The organism is Microbacterium sp., assembly GCF_051860965.1.
In the GTDB taxonomy this organism is placed as follows: domain Bacteria; phylum Actinomycetota; class Actinomycetes; order Actinomycetales; family Microbacteriaceae; genus Microbacterium.
On sequence record NZ_JBIMKU010000003.1, the window covers coordinates 436,854 to 461,672 of the forward strand.

Annotated in this window: 27 protein-coding genes and 1 pseudogene; 16 read left to right on the plus strand and 12 right to left on the minus strand. The window is 70.0% G+C overall.

Annotation, left to right across the window (positions count from 1 at the left end; genetic code table 11):
- Nucleotides 1-6 precede the first annotated feature (6 nt).
- The 4 genes from ACTIFV_RS07940 to xseA are packed head-to-tail and all read right to left on the minus strand — an operon-like array spanning nucleotide 7 to nucleotide 2,803.
- A complete protein-coding gene (locus tag ACTIFV_RS07940) occupies nucleotides 7-618 on the minus strand; it encodes a carbonic anhydrase (RefSeq protein ID WP_439592314.1) in 612 nt (203 codons plus the stop codon).
- A 32-nt stretch (nucleotides 619-650) separates the two neighbouring features.
- A complete protein-coding gene (locus ACTIFV_RS07945) occupies nucleotides 651-1,298 on the minus strand; it encodes a DUF4245 family protein (RefSeq protein ID WP_439592230.1) in 648 nt (215 codons plus the stop codon).
- Complete coding sequence (locus ACTIFV_RS07950; protein ID WP_439592231.1) at nucleotides 1,298-1,510, minus strand: exodeoxyribonuclease VII small subunit; 213 nt, start codon at nucleotides 1,508-1,510, stop codon at nucleotides 1,298-1,300. Before ACTIFV_RS07950 ends, ACTIFV_RS07945 begins: the two co-directional genes overlap by 1 nt.
- Before the next feature lie 9 nt (nucleotides 1,511-1,519).
- A complete protein-coding gene (gene xseA, locus ACTIFV_RS07955) occupies nucleotides 1,520-2,803 on the minus strand; it encodes an exodeoxyribonuclease VII large subunit (protein WP_439592232.1) in 1,284 nt (427 codons plus the stop codon).
- Nucleotides 2,804-2,890: 87 nt separating this feature from the next.
- Between xseA and ACTIFV_RS07960 the strand changes: the two genes are divergently transcribed.
- Both ACTIFV_RS07960 and ACTIFV_RS07965 read left to right on the plus strand, forming a co-directional pair.
- Nucleotides 2,891-3,931 carry a 4-hydroxy-3-methylbut-2-enyl diphosphate reductase gene (locus tag ACTIFV_RS07960; RefSeq protein ID WP_439592315.1) on the plus strand — a complete coding sequence of 347 codons (1,041 nt, stop codon included), beginning with the start codon at nucleotides 2,891-2,893 and terminating at the stop codon, nucleotides 3,929-3,931.
- Nucleotides 3,928-4,491 carry a DUF6264 family protein gene (locus ACTIFV_RS07965; RefSeq protein WP_439592233.1) on the plus strand — a complete coding sequence of 188 codons (564 nt, stop codon included), beginning with the start codon at nucleotides 3,928-3,930 and terminating at the stop codon, nucleotides 4,489-4,491. Before ACTIFV_RS07960 ends, ACTIFV_RS07965 begins: the two co-directional genes overlap by 4 nt.
- A gap of 61 nt (nucleotides 4,492-4,552) precedes the next feature.
- On the opposite strand, the gene fbaA is transcribed toward ACTIFV_RS07965, so the two are convergent.
- Nucleotides 4,553-5,581 (minus strand): class II fructose-bisphosphate aldolase, encoded by a 1,029-nt coding sequence (gene fbaA, locus ACTIFV_RS07970; protein WP_439592234.1) that lies wholly within the window; start codon nucleotides 5,579-5,581, stop codon nucleotides 4,553-4,555.
- Nucleotides 5,582-5,773: 192 nt separating this feature from the next.
- Between fbaA and glpX the strand changes: the two genes are divergently transcribed.
- Together glpX and ACTIFV_RS07980 are read left to right on the plus strand one after the other, a co-directional pair.
- Complete coding sequence (gene glpX, locus ACTIFV_RS07975) at nucleotides 5,774-6,763, plus strand: class II fructose-bisphosphatase (protein ID WP_439592235.1); 990 nt, start codon at nucleotides 5,774-5,776, stop codon at nucleotides 6,761-6,763.
- Between the two features lie 101 nt (nucleotides 6,764-6,864).
- Nucleotides 6,865-7,116 (plus strand): UDP-N-acetylmuramyl pentapeptide phosphotransferase, encoded by a 252-nt coding sequence (locus tag ACTIFV_RS07980; RefSeq protein ID WP_439592236.1) that lies wholly within the window; start codon nucleotides 6,865-6,867, stop codon nucleotides 7,114-7,116.
- A 7-nt stretch (nucleotides 7,117-7,123) separates the two neighbouring features.
- On the opposite strand, the gene ACTIFV_RS07985 is transcribed toward ACTIFV_RS07980, so the two are convergent.
- Entirely contained in the window at nucleotides 7,124-8,449 is a 1,326-nt protein-coding gene (locus ACTIFV_RS07985) for a DNA recombination protein RmuC (RefSeq protein ID WP_439592237.1), read from the minus strand.
- A gap of 34 nt (nucleotides 8,450-8,483) precedes the next feature.
- Nucleotides 8,484-9,086 carry a 3'-5' exonuclease gene (locus tag ACTIFV_RS07990; protein WP_439592238.1) on the minus strand — a complete coding sequence of 201 codons (603 nt, stop codon included), beginning with the start codon at nucleotides 9,084-9,086 and terminating at the stop codon, nucleotides 8,484-8,486.
- 59 nt (nucleotides 9,087-9,145) lie between these two features.
- Here ACTIFV_RS07990 and ACTIFV_RS07995 point away from each other — a divergent pair, with 59 nt between their 5' ends.
- The 8 genes and pseudogenes from ACTIFV_RS07995 to ACTIFV_RS08030 all read left to right on the plus strand — a co-directional run bounded on the left by ACTIFV_RS07995 (nucleotide 9,146) and on the right by ACTIFV_RS08030 (nucleotide 16,346).
- Complete coding sequence (locus ACTIFV_RS07995) at nucleotides 9,146-9,892, plus strand: class I SAM-dependent methyltransferase (protein WP_439592239.1); 747 nt, start codon at nucleotides 9,146-9,148, stop codon at nucleotides 9,890-9,892.
- A gap of 43 nt (nucleotides 9,893-9,935) precedes the next feature.
- The gene (gene ychF / locus ACTIFV_RS08000; RefSeq protein WP_439592240.1) at nucleotides 9,936-11,009 is read left to right on the plus strand and encodes a redox-regulated ATPase YchF; all 1,074 of its coding nucleotides are present in this window, start codon (nucleotides 9,936-9,938) and stop codon (nucleotides 11,007-11,009) included.
- 65 nt (nucleotides 11,010-11,074) lie between these two features.
- Entirely contained in the window at nucleotides 11,075-11,365 is a 291-nt protein-coding gene (locus ACTIFV_RS08005) for a hypothetical protein (RefSeq protein ID WP_439592241.1), read from the plus strand.
- 7 nt (nucleotides 11,366-11,372) lie between these two features.
- Nucleotides 11,373-11,573: a hypothetical protein gene (locus ACTIFV_RS08010; RefSeq protein ID WP_439592242.1), complete on the plus strand. Its 201-nt coding sequence runs from the start codon at nucleotides 11,373-11,375 to the stop codon at nucleotides 11,571-11,573.
- Nucleotides 11,574-11,654: 81 nt separating this feature from the next.
- Nucleotides 11,655-13,142, plus strand: a complete 1,488-nt coding sequence (locus tag ACTIFV_RS08015; protein WP_439592243.1) for a DUF222 domain-containing protein — start codon at nucleotides 11,655-11,657, stop codon at nucleotides 13,140-13,142.
- Nucleotides 13,143-13,269: 127 nt separating this feature from the next.
- The gene (locus ACTIFV_RS08020; protein ID WP_439592244.1) at nucleotides 13,270-13,827 is read left to right on the plus strand and encodes an alpha/beta fold hydrolase; all 558 of its coding nucleotides are present in this window, start codon (nucleotides 13,270-13,272) and stop codon (nucleotides 13,825-13,827) included.
- A gap of 25 nt (nucleotides 13,828-13,852) precedes the next feature.
- Nucleotides 13,853-14,683, plus strand: coding sequence for a glycosyltransferase (locus tag ACTIFV_RS08025; protein ID WP_439592245.1), 831 nt, complete (start codon nucleotides 13,853-13,855; stop codon nucleotides 14,681-14,683).
- Between the two features lie 23 nt (nucleotides 14,684-14,706).
- Nucleotides 14,707-16,346: pseudogene (locus tag ACTIFV_RS08030) on the plus strand (ABC-F family ATP-binding cassette domain-containing protein).
- 3 nt (nucleotides 16,347-16,349) lie between these two features.
- Here the strand turns inward: ACTIFV_RS08030 and ACTIFV_RS08035 are convergent.
- The 4 genes from ACTIFV_RS08035 to ACTIFV_RS08050 all read right to left on the minus strand — a co-directional run bounded on the left by ACTIFV_RS08035 (nucleotide 16,350) and on the right by ACTIFV_RS08050 (nucleotide 19,331).
- Nucleotides 16,350-16,547: a hypothetical protein gene (locus ACTIFV_RS08035; RefSeq protein WP_439592246.1), complete on the minus strand. Its 198-nt coding sequence runs from the start codon at nucleotides 16,545-16,547 to the stop codon at nucleotides 16,350-16,352.
- Between the two features lie 72 nt (nucleotides 16,548-16,619).
- A complete protein-coding gene (locus ACTIFV_RS08040) occupies nucleotides 16,620-17,537 on the minus strand; it encodes a DUF6999 family protein (protein WP_439592247.1) in 918 nt (305 codons plus the stop codon).
- A gap of 1 nt (nucleotide 17,538) precedes the next feature.
- Nucleotides 17,539-18,198 carry an iron-containing redox enzyme family protein gene (locus ACTIFV_RS08045; RefSeq protein WP_439592248.1) on the minus strand — a complete coding sequence of 220 codons (660 nt, stop codon included), beginning with the start codon at nucleotides 18,196-18,198 and terminating at the stop codon, nucleotides 17,539-17,541.
- On the minus strand, nucleotides 18,195-19,331 hold the full coding sequence (locus tag ACTIFV_RS08050) for a 3-oxoacyl-[acyl-carrier-protein] synthase III C-terminal domain-containing protein (protein WP_439592249.1): 1,137 nt from the start codon (nucleotides 19,329-19,331) through the stop codon (nucleotides 18,195-18,197). Before ACTIFV_RS08050 ends, ACTIFV_RS08045 begins: the two co-directional genes overlap by 4 nt.
- A gap of 217 nt (nucleotides 19,332-19,548) precedes the next feature.
- Between ACTIFV_RS08050 and ACTIFV_RS08055 the strand changes: the two genes are divergently transcribed.
- The 3 genes from ACTIFV_RS08055 to ACTIFV_RS08065 are packed head-to-tail and all read left to right on the plus strand — an operon-like array spanning nucleotide 19,549 to nucleotide 22,052.
- Complete coding sequence (locus ACTIFV_RS08055; protein WP_439592250.1) at nucleotides 19,549-20,004, plus strand: hypothetical protein; 456 nt, start codon at nucleotides 19,549-19,551, stop codon at nucleotides 20,002-20,004.
- Nucleotides 20,005-21,441, plus strand: a complete 1,437-nt coding sequence (locus tag ACTIFV_RS08060; protein WP_439592251.1) for a sensor histidine kinase — start codon at nucleotides 20,005-20,007, stop codon at nucleotides 21,439-21,441.
- A complete protein-coding gene (locus ACTIFV_RS08065) occupies nucleotides 21,438-22,052 on the plus strand; it encodes a response regulator (protein ID WP_439592252.1) in 615 nt (204 codons plus the stop codon). The genes ACTIFV_RS08060 and ACTIFV_RS08065 overlap by 4 nt, the downstream gene beginning before the upstream one ends.
- 27 nt (nucleotides 22,053-22,079) lie before the next feature.
- Here ACTIFV_RS08065 and ACTIFV_RS08070 read toward each other — a convergent pair whose 3' ends face one another.
- The gene (locus tag ACTIFV_RS08070; RefSeq protein WP_439592253.1) at nucleotides 22,080-23,816 is read right to left on the minus strand and encodes an L-aspartate oxidase; all 1,737 of its coding nucleotides are present in this window, start codon (nucleotides 23,814-23,816) and stop codon (nucleotides 22,080-22,082) included.
- A gap of 70 nt (nucleotides 23,817-23,886) precedes the next feature.
- Here ACTIFV_RS08070 and ACTIFV_RS08075 point away from each other — a divergent pair, with 70 nt between their 5' ends.
- A complete protein-coding gene (locus tag ACTIFV_RS08075; RefSeq protein ID WP_439592254.1) occupies nucleotides 23,887-24,810 on the plus strand; it encodes a LysR family transcriptional regulator in 924 nt (307 codons plus the stop codon).
- The last annotated feature ends 9 nt before the right edge of the window (nucleotides 24,811-24,819 follow it).

Below are 24,819 nucleotides of genomic sequence, written 5' to 3' on the forward strand. Positions count from 1 at the left end.
GGATTCTCAGGCGGCGGAGTCGACGCCCAGACTGATGGAGGGCACTGCGGTGCCCTCGGCGAGGCGGTAGTTCGCCCCGACGATGCCGAGCCGGCCTTCGGCCACGGCCTGGCTGATGAGCTCCGAGGAGTGCAGGAGCGCCGCGACCGTGTCGCGCAGGTGCTCGCGTCCGACCGCTTCGGCGTCGATCGTCGCCGGTGGCACGCCGTCGACCATGGATTCGCGGATGACACGACGCGCCGCCGGCACGATCGGTGCGATCTGGCGCCAGATGAGAGCGGGCAGGGGCGGAGCATCCAGCTGCGTGCTCTCGATCGCCGCGTTGACGGCGCCGCACGCGTCGTGGCCGAGGATGACGATGAGCGGGACCTCGAGCACCGCCACGGCGTACTCGAGACTGCCGATCACGGAATCGGAGATCACCTGGCCCGCGTTGCGGACGACGAACAGGTCGCCGAGGCCCTCGTCGAAGATGATCTCGGCCGCGAGCCGCGAGTCGGAGCAGCCGAACAGGGCTGCGGTGGGGCGCTGCCCACCCGCGAGCTCGTTCCGTCGCTCGACGTCCTGACGGGGATGCCGCGGCTCGCCGGCCACGAACCGCGCGTTGCCGCGCCGCATCTCGTCCCAGACCTGCTGAGGTGTCCTCTCGGTCACTGCGCCGCCTCCCGGAGTTCTCGCACCTGGTCGGTCACGGACCCTGCGACGAGCTCGAGCGTCTCGTCGTCGGCCTGACCGTAGATGAGGATCGTGTCGGCGCCGGCCGTCGTGGCGAGCGCGACCGAGATGTTGCCCGTGCGCGACGGGTCGAGGTCGTAGCGATCCCACTCCACCCCGTCGATCGTGACGGTACCCTCGGGCGCCGCGCCCGACAGCACCCGCGACGGCCACGCCTCGTCGGCGTCGAAGCCCTGCGCGATACGGAGGAATCCGGGGGTCTCCTCGTCCGTCGGCGTCGTGAGGATCAGCCACGTTCGCACCGATCCGTCGCCGTCGATCGTCGCGCGCGTGGCGGCCCATTCGGCGGGCAGCTCGGGCGAGATCGCGATGCGTCCTTCCGCCGATGAGACGCGCTCCGCCGCCGCGACGACGTCGAGCGGAGCCTGCGGAGCCGGCGTGCCGCGCGGGACGGCGAAGATGATCACCACGACCACGATGAGCGTCGCGATGAGCGCCGCGATGAGATTGCGGGTCGTCTGGCTGGAGCGGTAGATGCGGGATGACTCGGCTTTGCGCGCCGCCGTCTCATCGGGCGTCTCGGGCCGGCCGAGTTCGGCGACGACGCGCTGACGCTCCGCCATCACTGCTCGCCGCCCGCGGCCGGACGCGCCGCGTCGAGGCGCTTCTTGGCGCCGAGCAGCCACTCCTCGCACCGGCCGGCGAGCGCCTCGCCGCGCTCCCACAGTGCGAGCGACTGCTCGAGGGTCGGCGAGCCCTGCTCGAGTTCGGCGACGACGCGGACCAGTTCGTCCCGCGCCTGCTCGAACGAGAGGGTCTCCACCGCGTCGGTCATGTTTCCATCTTAGGTCGGGCGCTCCTCGGCGATCCGCCCCTCCGACCGGGCCGCGAAGGACCCCTCGCCGACCGTCACGACGACCTGCGCCCCCGCGGGAGCCTGCGCGGCATCCCGCACGATCACGCCGTCGGACAGATGCGCGATGGCGTACCCGCGCGCGAGGGTCGATGCGGGCGACAGGGCGCGCAGTGTCGCCCGCAGCTCGGCGGTCTGGCGGTGGGCGACGTCGAGGGCACGGTCGATGCGCTCGCGCCCGCGCCCTGCGAGCACGTACACCTCGTGCGCGCGCGTCGTGAGCAGCGTCTCGGGCGCCCGCAGTACGGGCCGAGAGCGCAGCTGCTCGAGCTGAGCGATGTCGTGGTTCACGCGCTGCGTGAGGCGCGAGGTCAGCCGCGCACGCAGCTGGCCGACGAGCGAGCGCTGCTCCGCGACATCCGGAACGACCCGCTTCGCGGCATCCGTCGGCGTCGACGCACGCAGATCGGCGACGTCGTCGAGGAGCGGATGGTCGTTCTCATGGCCGATGGCGCTGACGACGGGGGTGGATGCCGCGGCCACCGCCCGCAGCAGCCTCTCGTCGCTGAACCCGAGGAGGGACTGGGGATCACCGCCGCCGCGGGCGATCACGATCACGTCGACGTCGGGATCGGCATCCATCGCCTTCAGCGCTGCGATCGTCTCGGGGACGCACCGGTCGCCCTGCACCGCGGCGTGCTTCGTGCGGAATCGCACCTGCGGCCAGCGCAGCTCGGCGTTGCGGTGGACGTCCTTCTCGGCATCCGAGTTCTCGCCGGTGATGAGACCGATGAGGTGGGGGAGGAACGGGATCGGCTTCTTCCGCGCCGGATCGAACAGGCCCTCGGACCGCAGCTGCGCGCGCAGGCGCTCGAGCTTCTCGAGCTGGTCGCCGAGACCGACGTGGCGCATCGCCGAGATCGTGAAGGTGAAATCGCCGGTCTTGACGAAGTAGTCGGCCTTCACGCACGCGATGACGTGATCGCCGACCTTGAGGTCGTCGGGGATGCGATCGCGGGTCGACGACCACAGCCGGAAGGAGATCGCCGAGTCGGTCGCGAGGTCTTTGAGGCGACCGAAGACGTTGCCGCCGCGGAGGTTCCACTGCGTGATCTCGCCCTCGACCCAGACGACGCCCCAGTTCTGCACGAAGCCGCGGATCGTGTCGTTGAGCCGCGCGACCGACGTCGGTGCGTCCGGCTTCGAATCGCGGGGAGCCACCGAATCGGGCGGGGGAGCCTCGCCGGCGACGGCTGCGGGCTGGAAGGTCGTCATGCGCTGTTCGTGCCTCCTCGGCCTCTGCTCAGGACACCCCCGTAGAATCAGAGGGTGAGTGTCGCCCCCGCAGCCCCGGCCGTCCGCATGCCAATTCCGCGCGTGCCCCGCCGGCGCGAGCGCCTCAAGGATATCCCGGTCGACGGACACAAGCGGGTGCTGCTCGCATCCCCGCGCGGCTACTGCGCCGGCGTGGACCGCGCCGTCATCGCCGTCGAGAAGGCGCTCGAGCGCTTCGGCGCGCCCGTCTACGTGCGCAAGCAGATCGTCCACAACATCCACGTCGTGACCGAGCTCGAGAGCAAGGGCGCCGTCTTCGTCGAGGAGGTCGACGAGGTCCCCGAGGGTGCCCACGTCGTCTTCAGCGCGCACGGGGTGTCGCCGGCCGTCGTGAGCGCGGCATCCGATCGCGGACTCCAGGCCATCGACGCGACCTGCCCTCTCGTCACGAAGGTGCACCGCGAGGCCGTCCGCTTCGCACGCGACGACTTCGAGATCCTCCTCATCGGCCACGAGGGCCATGAAGAGGTCGAGGGCACGGCCGGCGAGGCGCCCGAGCACATCACGGTCGTGAACTCGCCCGAGCACGCCGACGTCGTCGAGGTCGCCGACCCGAGCAAGGTCGTGTGGCTCTCGCAGACGACGCTCTCGGTCGACGAGACGATGGAGACCGTGCGGCGCCTGCGCACCCGGTTCCCGCAGCTGCAGGACCCGCCGTCGGACGACATCTGCTACGCGACCCAGAACCGCCAGGTGGCGATCAAGAAGGTGGCCAAGGACGCCGATCTCGTGATCGTCGTCGGCTCGGCCAACTCCTCCAACAGCGTGCGCCTCGTCGAGGTCGCCCTCGAGTACGGCGCGAAGGCCGCCTACCGCGTCGACTACGCCGACGAGATCGAGCAGGCCTGGTTCGACGGTGTGAGGACCGTGGGCGTGACATCGGGGGCATCCGTTCCCGAGGTCCTCGTCAATGAAGTGCTCTCCGACCTCGCCAACGCGGGCTACCTCGATGTCGAAGAGGTGCGCACCGCCGAGGAGGACCTCATCTTCTCGCTGCCGAAGGAGCTGCGACAGGATGCCGCGGGCAAGCACGATGCGCGCGCCCTCGGTGGCCGAGGCCCCGCGTGAGCGATTTCGCGCCCGAGTCCGGCCCGGACGGGCGGCAGCGCCCCCGCTACGGCGAATATGCGAGCCCCGAAGAGCAGCGGTCGAGGATCCAGCAGCCCGATGTGACCGAGGCGCTGTCCGCCGGGATCGCCCCTGCGCCCGCGCCCGCGCCGACATCGGTCGCGCCGGCATCGGCGCCGGTCGCGACACGACCCCCGGCCGATCGGATCATCACGATCGTGCTGCTCGCGATGGGCGCCGTGAACGTCATCTTCTCGGTGCCGAGCTTCTTCGATCTGGGTGCCGCGTTCGCGAGCACGTTCGACGCCATGGGCATCCCCGGTGAGTTCACCAACACGCCCGCCGCCGACATGTGGGGCGGGATCGCGGGCGTCCTGCTGCTCGCGACGTACCTCATCACGGCGCTCGCCGCGTGGCGTCGGCTGCGCGCGGGCAAGCTCTCGTGGTGGATCCCCGTGGTCGGCGCGGTCGTCGCCTACGTGCTGATCGTGCTCTGCCTCTCGGTGCCGCTCGCGAGCGACCCCGCCTTCCAGGAGTACATCCGCTCCATGGCGGGCTGACGCCGAGAATGACGGATGCCCCGGCCACCGCGAACGGCGGGCCGGGGCATCCGTCGTCGGACTAGGAGACGGACTTGCCCGCCGAGCCGAGCTGCTGCGTCGCCTCGACGACGCGGGCGGCCATCGCGGACTCGGCGATCTTGCCCCAGGCGCGCGGGTCGTAGGCCTTCTTGTTGCCGACCTCGCCGTCGACCTTCAGCACGCCGTCGTAGTTCTGGAACATGAAGCCGGCGACCGAGCGCGTGAAGGCGTACTGCGTGTCGGTGTCGATGTTCATCTTCACCACGCCGTTCTTCACGGCGAGGGCGATCTCCTCGTCGGTCGAACCGCTGCCACCGTGGAACACCAGGTCGAGCGGCTTGGCATCCGTGCCGAACTTCGACGCGATGCCCTCCTGGATCTCACCGAGCAGCTCGGGGCGCAGCTTGACGTTGCCCGGCTTGTACACGCCGTGCACGTTGCCGAACGTGAGCGCGGCGATCCAGCGCCCCTGGTCGCCGAGACCGAGGGCCTCGACCACCTGCGAGACGTCGGCGGTCGTCGTGTAGAGCGCGTCGTTCGAGCCCTCGTGCTGCACGCCGTCCTCTTCGCCGCCGACGACGCCGATCTCGACCTCGAGGATCGCGTTGATCGCCTTGAGGCGGGGGAGCAGCTCCTTCGCGATCTCGATGTTCTCGGCGAGCGGCACGGCCGAGCCGTCCCACATGTGCGACTGGAAGATCGGGTTGCCGCCGTCGGCCACGACGGCCTCGGAGGCCTTGATGAGCGGCAGGACGAAGTCCTCGAGGGCGGGCTTCGGGCAGTGGTCGGTGTGGAGGGCCACCGTGATGGGGTAGTTCTTGGCGACCTCGTGCACGAATGCCGCGAAGGCGAGCGCACCGGTCGCGCGGCCCTTGACGGTGTGGCCGGCGAAGTAGTCGGCGCCGCCGGTCGTGACCTGGAGGATGCCGTCGGACCCTGCTTCGGTGAGCCCCTGGAGCACGGCGTTGACGGACTGCGAGCTCGCAGCGTTGATGGCGGGATACGCGAAGCCACCGGCCTTCGCGCGGTCCAGCATCTCGGCGTACTGCTCGGGGGTTGCGACGGGCATGAGGACTCCTGACGTCAAAGGCTCGCGGTCTCCGCACAGCCTAGCGAAGCGACGCGACGAGAGCGGAGACGAGTCGATGCTCCGCCCTCCCGTCCGGCCCGATCTGGTCGTTCATGAAAGAACTGCGATTCCTTCCGCTCCCCGTACCGGTAAACCCCGGACAGGCAGGAGCATGCTGGCTAGGCTTGCCGCATGGTGAGTCTGACGGCCGACATGAGCCCCCTGCATCCCGATCGAAATCTCGCTCTCGAGCTGGTCAGGGCGACGGAGGCCGCGGCCATCCGCGCCGTGCCCTTCATCGGCCGCGGTCGCAAGGAGGACGCCGACGGTGCGGCGGTCGACGCGATGCGCGCGTTCTTCACGACGGTCAACTTCGACGGCACGATCGTGATCGGCGAGGGCGAGAAGGACGAAGCCCCCATGCTGTTCAACGGCGAGAAGGTGGGCAACGGCCGCGGACCGAGGTGCGATGTCGCCGTGGATCCCATCGACGGCACGTCGCTGACCGCCGCAGGCCGCAACAACGCGCTGTCGGTCATCGCGGTGTCCGAGCACGGCACGATGCTCGACGCGTCGTCCGTCTTCTACATGGACAAGCTCGTGACCGGTCCCGCGGGTGTCGGCGTCGTCGACATCCGGCTCCCCATCGGCGAGAACATCCGCCTGCTGGCCGCCGCACTCGGAAAGCCCGTCGACGAGATCGTCGTGTCGGTGCTGCATCGCCCCCGCCACGATCAGCTGATCGAAGAGATCCGCGAGGCGGGAGCGGGCACGCGCCTCATGTCGGACGGCGACGTCGCGGGCGGGATCAACGCGGCACGCCACAACGCCCGCACCGACATGTGCGTCGGCGTCGGCGGCAGCCCGGAGGGCATCGTGACCGCGTGCGCGATCAAGGCGCTCGGCGGGCACATCCAGGGACGCCTGTGGCCGCGCGACGACGACGAGAAGCAGAAGGGGCTGGATGCCGGGCTCAAGCTCGACGACTACGTCTACGAGGCCGACGAACTGGTCAAGGGCAGCAACACGATCTTCGTCGCGACGGGCGTGACGGATGGACAGCTCGTCGCCGGTGTCCGCCGCGAAGGCGGCTTCGTCTACACCGAGAGCGTCGTGCTGCGCGGCTCATCCGGCACCCTCCGCCGCATCTCCTCGGAGCACCTGACGTCCAAGTGGCTTTAGCCCTTCGGGGCTCGGCCTCCTGCGCTGTGCGCAGTCGTCTGGCACAATCGGTAACGGTGTCAGAGGCGATGCTCACGTTCACACGCACCAGGAGGTCGACGATGTCTGCACCGGCCAGCGGCCCGACCGCTGTTCCGCCGACGGTCAGCCCGACCTCGGCCGAACCCGAGGCGAGGACCGGCGCACAGGCGGTCGTCGCCGACGCGATAGACCCGGCTCGGCGCCCCGACGTGCTGCTGCGCGTCCGGCGCGACGAGGGGCACGAGGTAAGCGCATGGTGGCTGATCGGCGCCTTCGTCTTCATCTCCGGCGCTGTCATCGCGCTGCTGAGCTTCGTGCCCGGCGGCTCCTGACCGCGGCTCAGTCGGCGGGGACCTCGATGATGTCGAGGCCGTCGAGCCGCTCGCGCAGATCGCCGATCTCGGCGCGATGGCCGGGCTGTCCGGGCTCAGGCTCTTCGGCGAGGGCGTCGAGCAGTTCGGGTGCGACGAGCCGGCGTGGAGACTTCTCGATCGCTTCGGGAGCTGCTGCCGCGCCGAGCTTCGTCTCGTCGATGCCCGGGAACTTGCGCGCCGTCACGAGAACGCGAGACTCGAGCGAGCCGGCGAACCGGTTGTAGCTGTCGACCGTGCGCTCGATGGCGCGGCGGAGGTCGTCGGCGTGCCCTGCGAGGGCGCCGAGGCGTTCGTAAAGCTGGTTGCCGAGATCGAAAAGCGCGCGGGCCTCCTGCGAGACGTCCTGTTGCGTCCAGGTGTACGCGACGGTCTTGAGCACGGCCCACAGGTTGACGGGTGAGGCGAGCGCGACGCGCTTGGTGAAGGCGTAGTCGAGCAGCGACGGATCCTCTTCCAGCGCCGCCGCCAGGAGCGACTCGCTCGGAACGAAGCACACGACGAACTCGGGGCTCGAGGCGAGTCCTGCCCAATAGGTCTTCTTCGCGAGCGCGTCGACGTGCGCGCGCACGGCCTTCACATGACGTTCGAGGAGCGAACGACGGCGCGACGCCTCGGCGCCCTGCGCCGTGAACGGGATCGCACTCGCCTCGAGATAGGCGTCGAGCGGCACCTTGGCGTCGACGGCGATCGCCTTGTCGCCGGGGAGGCGGATGACCATGTCGGGGCGGCCGGCTCCGGCATCCGTCGACACCGCCTGCTGAAGATCGAAGTCGACGTACCTCGTGAGCCCGGCCGCCTCGACCACCCGGCGCAGCTGCGTCTCGCCCCACACCCCGCGGGTGGTGCCCGATCGCAGCGCGCTCGCGAGCGACTCGGTCGTGGCGCGCAGGGATTCGTCGGACTCGTGCGCACGGCGGAGCTGTTCGGCGAGGGAGCCGTACTGCTCCTGCCGATCGCGCTCGAGTTCGTCGACCTTCGCGCGCATCGACTGGAGCGACTCCTGCACGGGCGCGAGGGCGCGCAGCACCGTCTGCTCGCGACGTTCGCGCTCTTCGCGCTGAGCCTGGTCCGATCTCGTCTGGGCTGCGAGCTCGCGGTAGAGCACGTGCTGGTGGTCGAGCTGGGCCTGCACGCCCTGGCGCGCGGCATCGGAGGCGGCGAGCCGCGCGCGCAGCTCGGCGTGCTCGCGCGTGGCTCGTGTCGTGGCCCGGGAGAGACCGGCGACCCAGCCGGCGAGCGCGCCGAGCGCGAGGCAGCCGATCACGAGGAGCGAGACAGTCAGTGCATCCATGTGCTCATCGTGCCCGGCGCCTCCGACATCGCCGTCAGGCTGCGAAGACCGTCGTGTCGGGCGCGGGCGCGAGCCGGATCTGCGATACGCGTACGCTCGCTCCGGCAGCGAGCGACTCGATGTCATCGGCACCGACCCGCCGGGCGGCGTCGACCATGACGTGGGCGCAGGCCAGGGCATCCGCCGTCGCATTGTGGTGCGGGAAGTCGGGGAAGCCCGCCTCGGCCGCGACGAACGGCAGTCGGTACGACTCCAGCTGGTAGACGCTCCGGGCGACCTGCAGGCTGCACGCGTAGCGGTACGGCGGGCAGTCGTCGCCCGTCGCCTCGCACGCACGCTTGAGCACGGCCATGTCGAATCCGGCGTTGTGCGCGACGAGCACGTCATCGCCCGCGAAGGCCGCGAGTTCGACGAGCTGCTCGCTCCACGACATCGCGCCGACGACATCCTCGGCGCGGATGCCGTGGATGCGCGTGTTGAGCTCGAAGAAGCGGTCGTGTCCCGCCGGGGGGCGGATGAGCCAGCCCGTCTTGGCGACGATCTCGCCATCGCGCACCCGGACGAGGCCGACGGCGCAGGCCGACGCATTGCTGGAATTCGCCGTCTCGAAGTCGATCGCGGTGAAGTCCAGTGGCACGGCACCACTCTCGCCTGGCGTCCCGACATCGCCCGGATGCCACGCCGTAGGCTGGCCGCATGCCCGGTCGAGATGAGATGTCCACCTCGTTCGGCGCCGCCGCCGGCGCGTACGAGGCGGGAAGGCCCGATTACCCGCTGGCCGCCGTGGAATGGATGCTGGAGCCCGCCCGCCGCGACGGTCACGCGCTCCGGGTCGCCGATGTCGGCGCGGGCACGGGCAAGCTCACACGCGTCGTCGTCGAGGCCGGGGGAGAGGCCGTCGCGATCGACCCCGACCCCGTCATGCTCGCGTCGCTCCGTGCGGCGGTGCACGGCATCCCGACCTTCGTGGGAACGGCGGAGCGGATGCCGCTGCCGGATGCGTCCGTCGATGCGGTCGTGCTCGGCCAGGCGTGGCACTGGGTCGATCCCGAGCTCGGTGCGGCGGAAGCCGCGCGAGTACTGCGTCCCGGGGGCGTGCTCGGGCTGATCTGGAACATCCGCGACGAATCGGTGCCGTGGGTCGCCGCCCTCACGCAGGCGATGCACGGCAGTCACGCCGAGATGATGCTCGCCGGCGACGGCGTGCGGGCAGGGGAGCCGTTCGGCGCCCTCGAATCCCGCACCTGGACGTGGACGCGCACGATGACCCGCGGGGCGCTTCTCGACATGGTCGCCTCGCGCAGCTACATCATCACGGCCGAGCCCGCCGATCGCGAGCGCATCTTCGCCGAGGTCGAAGCGCTGTTCGACGCGAACGCCAACTCCGACGGCATCGCCGAGCTGCCCTACCGCACCGAGGCGTTCCGGTTGGTTCGCCCGTGACCGCCGCGTTCCGCTGCATCCTTCCCGCGTAGACTCGTCCGACGTGGCTCTCACTATCGGCATCGTCGGCCTGCCCAACGTCGGCAAGTCCACCCTCTTCAACGCGCTGACCAAGAACGCGGTGCTCGCGGCGAACTACCCGTTTGCGACGATCGAGCCCAACATCGGCGTCGTGAACCTGCCCGACCCGCGCCTCGAGAAGCTCGCCGAGGTGTTCCACTCCGAGCGGATCCTTCCCGCCGCCGTGTCGTTCGTCGACATCGCCGGCATCGTGCGCGGCGCGTCCGAGGGCGAGGGGCTCGGCAACAAGTTCCTCGCCAACATCCGCGAGGCGGACGCCATCGCGCAGGTCGTGCGGGGCTTCACCGACGATGACGTCGTCCACGTCGAGGGCGCGGTCAATCCGCGCAACGACATGGAGACGATCAACGCCGAGCTGCAGCTCGCAGACCTCGAGACCCTCGAGAAGGCGATCACGCGGTACGAGAAGGAGGTCAAGGGCCGCAAGCTCGACCCGTCCGTGCTCTCCACCGCCATCGAGGCGCGCGATGCGCTCCAGCGCGGCGAGCTGCTCTCGGCATCCTCCATCGATCTCGGCCCCATCCGCGAACTCGGCCTGCTCACCGCGAAGCCGTTCATCTTCGTCTTCAACGTCGACGAGGCCGTGCTGACGGATGCCGGTCGCAAGGCCGAGCTCGAGGCCCTCGTCGCCCCGGCGAAGGCGGTGTTCCTCGACGCGAAGATCGAGTCCGAGCTGATCGACCTCGACCCGGAGGACGCGGCGGAGCTGCTGGCTTCGACCGGCCAGGAGGAGTCGGGCCTCGACCAGCTCGCGCGCATCGGCTTCGACACGCTGGGGCTGCAGACGTACCTGACTGCCGGTCCGAAGGAAGCGCGAGCGTGGACCATCGGCAAGGGCTGGAAGGCTCCGCAGGCGGCCGGTGTGATCCACACCGACTTCGAGAAGGGCTTCATCAAGGCCGAGGTCATCTCGTTCGACGACCTCATCGAGACCGGGTCGGTGGTCGAAGCCCGCTCGAAGGGCAAGGCCCGCCTCGAGGGCAAGGACTACGTCATGCAGGACGGCGACGTCGTGGAGTTCCGCTTCAACAACTAGGCCTTTGAGCGGAGGGATGCCGACCGGCATCGACAGCGACGGAGCAGTGTGTGACACTCGCGTGCATGGGAATGGATGAGATCTGGGATCGACTCGCTCCCGGAACGCAGGACTGGCTCGCAGCCAACAACGGCGACGCTGTGCCGAAGGACTTCGCCGACGAGATCGATGACCTGGCGGATGCCGTCAGCGCGGACGATATCTGGGCGCTCGCCGAAGACGCGCTCGGGCCCGCGGTGCCCGCAACTCCCGCGGATGACGATGACGACGGCGAGGAGCTCGAGGACGAGGGTGACCTGCGCTATCTCTCCGACTCGAGCGTGGACTGGGTCGAACAGATCAGCAACGACGAATGAAGGACACATGAAGGGCTTCTGGGTACTGCTGGTCGTCGGAGCCCTCGCGAGCGTCATCGGGATCGTGTGGACGCTGCAGGGGCTCAACATCCTGGGTGGATCCGTGATGAGCGGGTCATCGCTGTGGGCAGTGATCGGGCCGATCGTGCTCGTGATGGGGCTCGTGCTGATCGTGGTGGCGATCGCGCGGCGCCGGCGCGCGCGCTGATTCGCGTTCGTTATCGTTCTGCGATCATCGGGGCGTCTTCATTCCCCTTCGAATGTCGGTAGTCATTCGTATCTTTGTTCTATGAACATCTCCTCGGCGTCGTCTCCCGACGTGCGGCTGAGTGCCGCGGCGACGACGATTGCGGGCGTGTGCGGTGGCCGGATGCTCGCCGAGGTCGTCGGCGGTCTCGACGACGAGGGTTTGCTGGGTCTGATGCGGGATGCCGCGGCCGCCCGCGATGCGGCAGAGGTTCTGCTCGCGGCGATGTCGGCCGAGGCCGGGCGTCGATCGGCGCGCGAACTGGGGTACTCGGGCTTGGCGCAGCGCAAGGGCCACCGCAACGTGACATCGCTGGTGCAGAACATCACCGGGCAGTCGCGCGGCGACGTCTTCAGGGCGCTCCGCGCCGGTGAGGACCTCGTCCCTGCTACGCCCGCGACGATCGATGTCGCTCCCGTTGCGGCGTCGGCACCGCCCGTTGGGCGGTGGCTCGTGCTGCTGAGCGAAGCGCTCGCCTCGGGGCAGGTGGGTCAAGGGGTGTTCCACGCGATCCGCGCGGGCTTGGGCGAACCGCCCGTCGATCGGTACCCCGAACTGGATGTGGCATTCCTCCCCGCAGCCTGGGCCGAGGCGGTCGAGATCCTCCTCGACGAGGCGAGGTCGATGCCGGTGGAAGAGCTGCGGAACGCGGCGCGCATCGCGCGGGATCGTCTGGACCCGGTCGGAGTGACGCTCCGATTCGAGGAGCGATTCCGCGCCCGGTCCTTCAGGTCGTGGGTCGATGAACACGGCCAGCATCAGGCGCGGATCTCCTTCGATGACGAGGCGGCCGCGTGGGTGCAGACGATCCTCGGAGCCGCGCTCCGCCCGCGGCGAGGCCCGCGATTCGTGGGCTCGGGTGCGGGGGAGAAGACCGCGGATGCCCTGGCGGACGACCGCTCGAACGAACAGCTGCAGTACGACACCCTCCTCGCCATCCTGCGCACGGGTGCGAACGCCGATCCCGGCCAGGCGTTCGGCGACCGACAGCCGGGCGTGAGGGTGATCGTCGATGCCTCCGCGATCGGGGCCGCCGACGAGCGCGGCGGGATGCGGGTCACCGGCATGGGGCACTTCGAAGACTCCGGGGTCGCGGTGCCTGCGGGGATCGTCGAAAAGCTGCTCTGCGACGCGGGCGCCGTGACCGTCGGGCTGGACTCGTTCGGCCGTCCACTCGACGTGGGGCGCGAGCATCGCCTGTTCACGAGAACGCAGCGGATCGCGATCGGCATTCGAGATGGCGGGTGCGTCTGGCCGTCGTGCGTCGCGCCGATCTCGCAGTGCGAGTTCCACCACACGGTTCATTGGTGGGCGGATCACGGGCGCACCGACGTCGACGACGGCGTTCCGCTCTGCCGCAACTGCCACATGAGGCTCCACAATCAGGGCTGGCGGATCGCGCGGTCTCGCGATCCGATGACGGGGCTGGACGCGTACTGGCTGCACGCCCCGCCCGATCCGGTCACAGGAGAGATCGCTGAGCCGACCCAGCTGAGGTCGAAGTCAGCTCGACGCTTCCGCGCGGCGTGATGGCGCGGCGCGGCCCGACGGGCGCAACGCCGCAGGCGGTGTGATGGTGCCGGTGTTCGCGGTTGGGTGGGAACACGACCGGCCGAATACGCTGGAAGCAGCCAGCACCGCGAGAGGACGCACGACGATGACGGACACCCAGACCTTCGAGCCCGAGGGCCGCGCCATCCCGTACGTCGTCGAAGGCGAAGGTCCCGTCCCGCTCGTCCTCATCGCCGAGCCGGGTCAGGACGCGCTCGGCGTGGTCGGCCACTACCTCGCCGAAGAGGCGGGGTTCCACATCATCCGCATCGGCTACGGTCCGGGCGAGCGCTCCCTCGACGACCGCGCGTCGGATGTCATGGCCGTCATCGATCACCTCGAGCTCGACCACACCTGGATCGGCGGTCACGGCTTCGGCGGCACCGTCGCCCGCACGACGGTCGCGGCGCACCCCGAGCGCGCGAACGGGCTCCTGCTGCTCGGCGTCGAAGACGTCGACATCCCGCTTCCGCCCGTCATCCCGGTGCTGATCGTGCAGGCGACGGACGACGCCGTCACCCCCGTCGCGAACGCCGAGCGGCTGCAGGCGACGGCTCCCGAGCGGGCGACCATCCGCACGGTCGAGGGCGCCGGCCACCTCTTCCCACTCACCCACATCATGGACACCGCAGTGTTCATCGAGGAGTACCTCGACTGGGACTGACGCGCTCCATCGATAGGGTCGTGCCATGAGCTCAGCCGCCACCGTCTCGGTCGTCATCCCCGCCTACAACGAAGAGGACACCATCGCGCGCTGCCTCGTCGCCCTCATCGAGCAGACCGCCCCGGCGGAGGAGATCATCGTCGTCGACAACCGCTCGACCGACCGCACGCGAGAGATCGTCGAAGGACTGGTGACGGCGTTCCCGGATGCCGGCATCCGTCTCCTCAGTCAGAACGACGAACAGGGCATCACGCCGACGCGCAACGCCGGCTTCGACGCCGCGACGGGTGATCTGATCGGTCGCATCGACTCCGACTCGGTCGTGCAGGCGGACTGGGTCGAGCAGATGCGCGCGGCGTTCGCGGCAACCGACGTCGCGGCCGTGAGCGGACCCGTCGACTACTACGACATGCCGCTGCGCTCGTTCGGACTCCATGCGGACGACACGGTGCGCAAGGCCACCGTCAAGCTCGCGGGAAAGTACGTCTTCCTGTTCGGCAGCAACATGGCCCTCCGCGCGGACGCGTGGGCTGCCGTGCGCGAATCCGTGTGCCCGGATCGCGCCGATCTCATGCACGAAGACCTCGACCTGTCGGTCCATCTCGCGCTCGCGGGGCTCAAGGTCGGCTACGCACCGGGCATGGTCGCCGGCATCTCGGCTCGCCGCCTCGACACGTCGCCGCGCGACTTCCACTTCTACGTGGATCGATTCGAGCGCACCTATCGCGCGCACGACATCCACGATCCGGGCGCTCTCGCGCCGATGGCCGTGCTGCTCGGGATCTACCCGATGCTGCACGTCCAGCGGAAGATCGAGCATCGCATCGAGGAGCGACGGAACGCGCTCGCCGACTGACGGCGACGCGTGAGAATGGAATCATGACCGCAACGCTCGTCGCACGCGGCGTCGCCGGCGGCCATGGCCATCGCACGCTCTTCGATTCGCTCGACCTCACGGTCGCACCCGGCGATGTCGTCGGACTCGTGGGCGCCAACGGCGCGGGCAAATCGACGCTCCTCCGGCTGCTCGCCGGCATCGACCGTCCCCAGGAGGGTTCGATCTCGCTCGCGCCCGCCGACGCGTTCGTGGGCTGGCTTCCGCAGGAGCACGAGCGCATCGCGGGCGAGACGGTCGCCGCGTACATCGCGCGTCGCACGGGCTGCGCGCAGGCGACGGCGGAGATGGATGCCGCGGCCACAGCCCTCGGCGATCCGACGGCATCCGGAGCCGACGACGCCTACTCGGCGGCGCTGGACCGCTGGCTCGCGAGCGGCGCGGCCGACCTCGACGAGCGCATCCCGGTCGTGCTCGCCGATCTCGGACTCGACGTCGGCCGGGAAGCCCTGATGACGACGCTCTCGGGCGGCCAAGCCGCGCGAGCGGGTCTCGCGGCGCTGCTGCTCAGCCGCTTCGACATCGTGCTGCTGGATGAGCCGACCAACGACCTCGATATCGACGGGCTCGAGCGACTCGAGGCCTTCGTGCGCGGCATCCGGGGCGGCGTCGTACTCGTCAGCCACGACCGCGAGTTCCTCGCGCGCTCGGTGACCCGTGTGCTCGAACTCGATCTCGCGCAGCACACGAACCGCGTGTACGGCGGCGGCTACGACGCGTACCTCGAGGAGCGCGCCACCGTTCGGCGGCATGCGCGCGAGGCCTACGACGAATTCGCGGACAAGAAAGCCGATCTCGTGGCGCGCGCCCGCACGCAACGTGAGTGGTCGAGCCAGGGCGTGCGCATGCGATGAAGAAGTCGCCCGACAACGACAAGATCCGGCGCAAGGCCTCGACGGAGTCGAGCGAGAAGCAGGCGCAGAAGGTCCGCCAGATGGAGAGCCGCATCGCGCGGCTCGACGAGGTGGAGGAGCCGCGCAAGGAGTGGCAGCTCGCGTTCACGATCGGCGCCGCGCCGCGATCGAGCACCGTCGTGTCGACCCTCGCCGAGGCCGTCTTCCGGCAGGGCTCGTTCACGCTCGGGCCGGTCTCGTTGCAGGTGAACGCGGGGGAGCGCATCGGCATCACGGGTCCGAACGGCGCAGGCAAATCCACGCTTCTACGTGCACTGCTCGGCACGCAGCATCCCGACTCCGGCACGTCGTCGCTCGGCGTGAACGTGCAGATCGGCGAGATCGACCAAGCGCGGTCTCTCTTCGTCGGGTCGAGGCCGCTCGCCGCCGCGTTCGAAGACCTCGTGCCCGCGCTCGAGGCGGCCGAGGTGCGCACGCTCCTCGCGAAGTTCGGGCTGAAAGCCGATCACGTGCTGCGGCCCGTCGACGACCTCTCGCCCGGAGAGCGCACACGCGCCGCCCTCGCACTGCTGCAGGCGAGGGGCGTCAACGTGCTTGTGCTCGACGAGCCGACCAACCACCTCGACCTGCCCGCGATCGAGCAGCTGGAGCAGGCGCTGGACTCCTACGAGGGCACGCTCCTGCTCGTCACGCACGATCGCCGGATGCTGCAGTCCGTCCGCACCGACCGCCGCTGGCGCGTCGAATCAGGCGTCGTGACCGAGCTCTGAGCGTCAGTCCTGCGGCGGGTCGGCGTGCGGCATCGCGTCGTTCAGCTCGCCGCCGATCACGCCGATGCCGACCGCTTCGTGACTCGGTTCGGACCCCTCGGTCGGGGTCGCCTTCTTCGGCTCCTCGCCGGGATCCTTCTCGGTGCTGGGCTCCTCGAGATCCTTCGTCTCGGGAGTCTTCTCGGCGTCTTCATCGGGCATGGGATCTCCTTCGGTCGATGATCCAGCGTCGCCCGACGGCCGAGCGGGCGCCAAGGGGTTGACAGCCCGTGATCAGTCGAAGCGCGCAGGCGTGGCGCGCGGGTACTCGCCGTGCGCGAGCTTCACCAGGCGCGCATGCGCATACTCGCAGACCAGCGCGTGCCGATAGACCATCCGCGGAACGTCGACGTTCGAGTCCATCCACAGGCTCATGCCCGCGAGCTTCCAGTGCCGGAACGTGTCGTCGTCGCAGATGACGGCGAGGATCTCGAGGAACGAGTCGTCGAAGCGGATGCTGTGCACGGCGCGTCGGTACTCCTCGACCGTGAGCGCCATCGAGAACGGGATGTTCATGAAGCAGAGTGCGGTCTGGATGTCGAGACGGATGAGCCGTCGGTGGTGCCGCTCGGCGTCGAGGCGGGGGATGTCGAGCTGGCTCCAGTCGAAGACGGTCGGAGGCTTGAGCTCGACGCCGTCGAGCGCGATGAGCACGTCGTACACATTGACGTCGTGCTCGACCACGGCGGAGTCTCCCAGGCCCGAGAGCGACTCGGGGCGCAGGGTGACGGGCTCCATCGTGGTGTCGGTGTTGCGGATGATGAAGTTCACGAGGTTCGTCTCGACGACGAAGTGGCGGATGAGCAGCTCGACGGCGTCGGGGGAGACGAAGGTGCGCAGGAACCACACGCAGAGGGTGTCCATCGTGTGGAGGGTCATCCACCGGAACGGGAGCACGCGCTTGACGACCGAGATGATCGCGACGAGCACGCGCGACAGCACGCGCGCGATCGGGTAGATCCAGCGGCGCGAGAGCCGGCGCTGGTCGTTGATGATCTGGCGGACGACGGAGCGGTCCAGCGGCACCGAGGGATCGGAGTAGATCGCCTCCCACATGCTCGGGTCGGACTTCACGAACTCGGGCACGCGCACGAATTCCGTCACCCTGTCGGGCACCGCCGTCAGATCGGGGAGCTTCGGGAACGACGGCATCTCAGCGGTCCAGTTCTTCCAGCTGCAGCGCGTACAGGCGCGCGACGACCTCGGCGCAGCGCACGACCTCGTCGGCGTCGTCGTCGGTGAGCATGCCCGATTCGAGGATCGTCTCGAGGCCGCCCGTGTGCTGCGCATCTGCCTCCTGGTGGTAGGTCATGAACCGCACCTGGGCGTCGGCGAGCCCGAGGACCTCCTGGAAGCGCGCCGCCCACCCGGCCGCGCGACGTGCGCCGAGACCCTCGATGATGAACATCGCCCCGAGCAGCCCGGTGGGGTTGGGGCGATCGGCGTAGGTGAACATGTAGCCCGAGAGTGCTTCCGACCCCACGTTCTTGCGCCCGGCCCGCAGCTCCTCGAGCGAGCCGCCGATCGCCACGTAGTCGCGCTCGATCATGAGGTAGTCGCGGTGCTCCTCCTCGGCGTGGCGGATCGCCGCCGCGCGCAGCTCGAAGTGGGGGATGTCGAAGTTGGACGCCGCGCGCGAGATCCACGGCGAGCCGTCGACGACCTGCTGGCGGAGGTTGAACAGCAGCCGCTGGTAGTCGTGCAGCGTGACGGTGCCCTCGGCGAGTCGCTCGAGCACGGGCACGCGGGTGAGCCGATCCTCGAAGTCGGCCCAGACCTCGGCGAGACGATCGGTGAGGGATGCTGTGCTCATACGGGGGCTCCTTCTGGTGGGGCGACGACGGTGAGATGCGCGAAAGCGAACGAGAACCGACCCGACTCGGGTACGGCGAGCAGGATCGTCTCGCCGGGCTGGAACCGGCCTGTGCGCCACGCCTCTTCGAGCGCGATGAAGATGCTGGCCGAGCCCGTGTTGCCGCGCGTCTCGAGGTTGGAGTACCAGCGGTCGGTGTCGAGGGTCGGGATGCGGCGCTGCAGCGCCTCGAACGCGACGTCGCGGAAGAGGTTGGTGCTGTAATGGCAGACGACGTGGTCGAGGTGCTTCACGTCGACGAGGCCGATGTCGACGAGCTCCTCGAACTGGGCGATACCGGCTTGCGCGAGGTCATCGAGGTCGCCGACATCCTGTCGCAGCACGAACATGCCGGCAGCCTGCGCCTCGTCGACCGGGAGGTCCTGCCACGTGCCGCCGACGACCGGATCATCGCCGGCCATGCCCGCCCGCATGCACACGTCGTGCTCGTGGGCGAGCGACACCTGTCGCACCCAGTCGACCCGCAGCGACGGCCGCGAGGGGTGGGGCTGGAACTCGACGATGACGGCGCCGGCGCCGTCCGACAGCATCCATCGCAGGAAATGCGCGTCCATGCCCGCCCGCACACCGTCGAATCGACGCTGCCGGAGACTGCGACTGGACAGCTCGGAGCCGACGACGGCGGCGCGCGGGTGATCGCCCAGCCGGATCTTGCTGACCGCGGCATCCAGCGCTGCGAGGCTCGACGCGCACACGCCCGACGCCGACAGCACCTGCATCGGGCCGCCGCCGAGCCGCCCGTGCACCATCGAGCCGAAACCCGGCACGAGGACGTCGCCCATCGTCGTCGCGCACGCGAGCATGCGGAGGTCGGATGGCGCGATCCCGCGATCGTCGAGGGCCGCGCGCAGCGCCTTGACGGCGAGCTCCTCGTTCAACTCGGTGGGTTCGCCGTGCTCGTCGAGCGCGTAGTGGCGCTGCCGGATGCCGTTGTCGGCGAGGATGCGCCGGCGGATGCGCTCGGTCACGGCATCCTCGCCCCCGAGCCGCGCCACGATCCCGTCGTTGTCGATCGGATCGCCCGGGAGGTAGCTGCCGAACCCGGTCAGATAGGCGGTCGCGGTCGAGGGCATGCGTTGAGACTAGGCGACCTCGGTGACGTGCACCTGCGAGTTGTCGGAATCTTCCAAGAGCCCATGAACGCGACGGAATACGTCGGCACGGCGTGTGGTCGTACGACCATCGTCCGATGGCACGGAACATCCGCGTCGTCGACTCTGGATACACGGGAACGCGGCGAGGACTTCGCCGGATGCGCTTCCCACGACAGAATGAGCGGAAGGCTGAACCATGAAGAAGCAGATCCTGTTCGGGGCGGGAGCCCTCGTGCTCGTCGCCGTGCCCGCCATGATCGGGCTGTGGGGCAATGCGTCGTTCGCGCAATCGGTGCCCGTGCGCGTGCCCGCGTCGGGACAGATCGCCACGCCCGCGCCGACACCTTCTCCGTCGAGCTCCGTCGACGACCACGGTGGCGACACGCCCCGCGACGACCGCACCGAGCCCGGAGACGATCGCGATGCGAACGGCGGAGGCACGCAGAGTCCCGCCCCGGCGCCCTCGCAGGGCGGTGCCGACGATCACGGCGGCGACACACCCCGCGACCAGCGCACCGAGCCCGGAGACGACCGACGCTCCGGTTCTGACGACTCGAGCGGCCGCGGCTCGGACGACTCCGGCCGCGGTTCGGACGACTCGAGCGGGCGGGGTTCCGGCGGAGACGACAGCGGCCACGGCGGAGACGACTGAGTGAGACCCGGCGAGACGAGCACGGCCGCACCCGCGGACTCCGCGGGTGCGGCCGAGCGCGCGCCCACGCTCCGTGATGCGCGGGCGCCGTGGACGACGCTGGTCGCAGCCCGAGCCCCGGAGCCGAGCCGCAGGCCACCGGCCAGCACCCGCGCGATCGTCATCCGTCTGGCCGCGGGTCTCGTCGCCGTCCTCGTCGTCGTCGGCGTCCTCGCGACCTTCGCAGCGCAGTGGCTCGCCGAACGCGAGGCCGTCAACGACGCCGCGAACGTGACCGACGTGCTCGCGAACGCCGTCGTGCAGCCGAACCTGACGGACGCGCTCGCCGACGGGGATCCGGATGCCGTCGACGCGTTCGACCGCGTCATCCGGGACCAGGTGCTCGGCGACGACGTCGTACGCGTCAAGCTGTGGAGTCCCGAGGGAGTCGTACTCTACGCCGACGAGGAGCAGCTGATCGGGCGCTCGTTCGACCTCGACGACGCTCAGCGCGAGGCTCTGGCGAATCCGACGACCCGCGCCGCCGTGTCGGATCTGTCCGAGGACGAGAACGTCTTCGAGTCCGGCGGGCGCCTGCTCGAGGTGTACCGGCCGGTGTGGACGCCCGACGGGCGCGAGCTGCTCTTCGAGATCTACCTGCCGTACGAGCCGGTCGCGGCGCGCTCAGCCGACCTGCAGCGCGGATTCGCGGGAGTCACGACGAGCAGTCTCCTGTTGCTGGTCGTGCTCACCGCCCCGATCGTGTGGGGCCTGCTGCGGCGTCTGCGCGGTGAGGAGCGCGCGCGGGCCGACCTCCTGCAGCGGGCGGTGGATGCCTCCGACGCCGAGCGGCGGCGTATCGCCGGCACCCTTCACGACGGCCCCGTGCAGGAGCTCGTGGCGACCAGCTTCGCGGCCGAGACGGCGGCGGAGTCTGCGACACGTCGGGATGACGACGTGGCGGCGTCGCAGCTGCGCGACGTCGCGGCATCCGTCCGCGGGAACATCCGCGTGCTGCGGTCCCTGCTCATGGACATCTACCCGCCCAGCCTCACCGCCGCCGGCATCGCGCATGCGCTGCACGACCTCGCCGCGACGATGCGCAGTCGTGAGGTCACGATCGACCTGGACGTGCAGGAACCGCTGCCGCTCTCCGGGGCGCACGAGCAGCTGATCTACCGTGTCGCTCAGGAGACCCTGCGCAACGCCGCGACCCACGCCGCACCGTGCCGCGTGACCGTCCTGCTGCGCAGCGTCGACGGCGACGTCGTCTTCACGGTCGACGACGACGGCAGGGGATTCGACGCGGGCATCCTGACGCAGAAGCCCGCCGACGGTCACCTCGGCACGCGCGTGCTGATGGATCTCGCGAACGACGCCGGAGCGGAGCTGTCGGTGGCGAGCGGTCCGGGCCTCGGCACCCGCTGGTGCCTGCGCATCCCGGGAGCCGGCTCGTGATCCGCGCGATCGTCGTCGACGACCACGCGATGGTGCGCGAGGGGCTCGCGTCGCTGCTCGCCGCAGACGGCGACATCGAGGTCGTCGCGACGGCCGGCGACGGCGCCCAGGGCATCGCGCTCGCTGAGCGGCACCGCCCCGACGTCGCCGTCATGGACCTCTCGATGCCCGTGATGGACGGCGTCGCCGCCACGCAGGGGGTGCGGGATGCCTCGCCCGCGACCGCGGTGCTCGTGCTGACCTCCTTCACCGACCGTGATCGCGTGCGCCGCGCCATCGAGGCCGGCGCGACGGGCTACCAGCTGAAGGATGCCGAGCCCGCCGAGCTCCGCGACGCCGTGCGGGCCGTGGCGGCGGGGCATGCGCCGCTCGATCCGCGCATAGCGAGTGTGCTGCTGCCGTCGCCCCGGCCCGCCCATCGGCTCAGCGCGCGCGAGGTCGAGGTGCTGCGACTGGTCGCCGACGGGCGCGCCAACAAGCAGATCGCGTCGCAGCTGGGGATCGCCGAGCGCACCGTCAAGGCGCACCTCGGGAGCATCTTCCGCGAGATCGGCGTCGCCGACCGCACGAGCGCCGCGATGTGGGCGCGCGATCATCTCGAGGCGCCGTGAATTGCGTGGCACGCTCGCGCCCGCAGCTCACTCGACGAGCTTGCCCGCGACCGAGACCTCTTCGCGCATGAGTGCGGCGATCTCGTCGGGGATCGGCGCGATCGCCTCTCGCGTGACCCCCGTGGACGGCGACCACACGAGGTTCACCTGCAGCGCGGGGTCGGTGTCGGGGTAGTCGCTGCGGTTGTGGCATCCCCGCGTCTCGCGCCGCTCGAGCGCTGCTTCGAGCGTCGCGCGCGCGGCGAGTGCGGCGGACTTGAGGTCGAACGCGTGCGCGAGGTCGTGGAAGCCGGCGATGTCGGGATGCACGCCGATGTCGGCCATCCGCGCTTCGATCGCATCGAGCTCGACGAGTCCTGTCAGCAGGCCGACCTCGTCGCGCACGACGCCGGCGTGCGCGGTCATCGTGTCGCGGATCGCGCGCTGCAGGGCGCGCACGTTCTCGGGTCCGGATGCCGCGAGCAGCGCCGCGATCTCGTCGCGAGCGACCTCGACCGCCGCGGCCGAGCGCGTCTGCGCGGGGAGGCCGGCCGAATACGCCGCTGCCGCACGGCCGACGATGCGGCCGAACACGAGCAGCTCGATGAGCGAGTTGCCGCCCAGGCGGTTCGCGCCGTGCAGCCCCGACGACGCCTCGCCGATCGCGTAGAGCCCGGGAACGTCTGTCGAGTGATCCTCGGAGCGCACCCACACGCCGCCCATCGAGTAATGCGCCGTGGGTGCGATCTCGATCGGATCCTTCGTGATGTCGAGCATCTGCAGCTCGAGCATCGTCTGGTACACGCGGGGGAGGCGCGTCATGATCGTCTCGCGCGGAAGGTGCGAGACATCCAGCCACACCCCGCCGTTGGGCGTGCCGCGCCCCTCTTTGATCTCGGTGTAGCAGGCGAGCGCGACCCGGTCGCGGGTCGACAGCTCTAGGCGCTCGGGGTCGTACTTGTGCATGAAGCGCTCGCCGAGGCCGTTGCGCAGGATTCCGCCCTCGCCCCGCGCGGCCTCCGAGATGAGGGTGCCCGCGGCCGACTCCGGCTCGATGATGCCGCTCGGGTGGAACTGCACGAGCTCGGGGTCGCGCAGGCGCCCGCCCGCTTCGACGGCGAGACGGAACGAGTCGCCGGTGTTCTCGTCGCGGCGCGAGGACGTGCGCCGCCAGATGCGGTTGTGGCCGCCGGCGGCGAGGATGACGGCATCCGCGTGGATGAGGTACCGCGTGCCGTCCTCGAGATCGAAGCCGTAGGCGCCGAAGACGGCGCCGTCCTCGTTGACGAGGATCCGCGTGACGTAGACGGTGTCGAGGATCGGGATGCCCAGCTGCGCGGCCCGATTGACGAGGGTGCGCTGGATCTCCAGGCCCGTGTAGTCGCCCGCGAAGGCGGTGCGGCGGTAGGTGTGCGCGCCGAAGAAGCGCTGCGAGATGCGCCCGTCGTCCTCGCGGGCGAACGGCATGCCGTAGCGCTCGAGGTCCTCGATTCCGCGTGCAGCGCCGGACGTGACGATCTCGACCGTGTGCGGATCGGCGAGGAGGTAGCTCTCCTTCAGCGTGTCGGCGGCGTGCTGCTGCCACGAGTCGTCGGCATCCATCGTCGCGAGTGCGGCGTTGATGCCGCCCGCCGCGAGCGACGTGTGCGCGTCGGACTTGGAGCGCTTGCCGAGTGCCAGCACGTCCACGCCCGCCTCCGCGAGCTCGATGGCGGCGCGCAGCCCCGACCCACCGGTGCCGATGACGAGGACGGAGGTGGACAGGCGCTTCTCGGGAGTGGTCATCCCTCCACGGTAGGTTGGCGCACTCCATTACTCCAATGCATCTTTCTCCTGCCTACGATAGCCTGCAAGCATGAACCTCGAACAGCTGCGCGGATTCGTCACGGTGGCCGAGACCGGCAACTTCACCCGCGCGGCCGAGCGGCTCTATCTCGCCCAGCCATCCCTGAGCCGTCAGATCGCGGCGCTCGAGCACGACCTCGGCACCGTGCTGTTCGATCGCGTGCGCGCGGGCAGCACCCTCACGGCAGCGGGCGAAGCGCTCCTGCCGCTCGCTCGGCGCATGCTCGCCGATGCCGACTCGGTGCGGCACACGATCGACGAGCTCGCGGGCCTCCGGCGGGGACGCGTGCGGCTCGGCGCGACGCCGACGCTGTGCGTGAGCCTCGTCGCCGAGGTGCTCAGCGACTTCCACGTCGCCCACCCTGCCGTCGAGCTGCACATCTCCGAGCACGGGTCGCGGCGCCTGCTCGACGAGCTCGACGCGGGCGAGCTCGACCTCGCGCTCATCACGACCTCCGTCGCCGCGTCGTCCGATCGCTTCGCCGTGGCACCGCTCCTCGTGGAGGAGCTGGTCGTCATCGCCGCGAGCGCGGCCCCGCCGATCGCGGCGGGGGACAGCATCCGTCTGGAAGATGTCGCGCGTCTTCCCCAGGTCGTCTTCAGCCCGTCGTACGACCTTCGTGCGACGACGGATGCCGCGTTCCTCGCAGCGGGGCTCACGCCGCACGCCATCGTCGAGGGAGTGGAGATGGATGCCGTGCTGCGCTTCGTCGAGCGCGGACTCGGCGTCGCGATCGTGCCGGCCATGGTGCTCATCGAGCGGCCGGGGCTGCGGTCGGTGCGGCTGTCGGAGCCGACGCTCAGCCGCACGATCAGCATCGCCCGCGTCGCCGGCATCGAGGCGAGCGCGGCGGCGGAGGCCATGCAGGCCACGATCACCCGCACCGCGACGGCGCTCGCGGGCCGGATGAGTCGAACCATGCGCCTCGCGTGACGATCCACG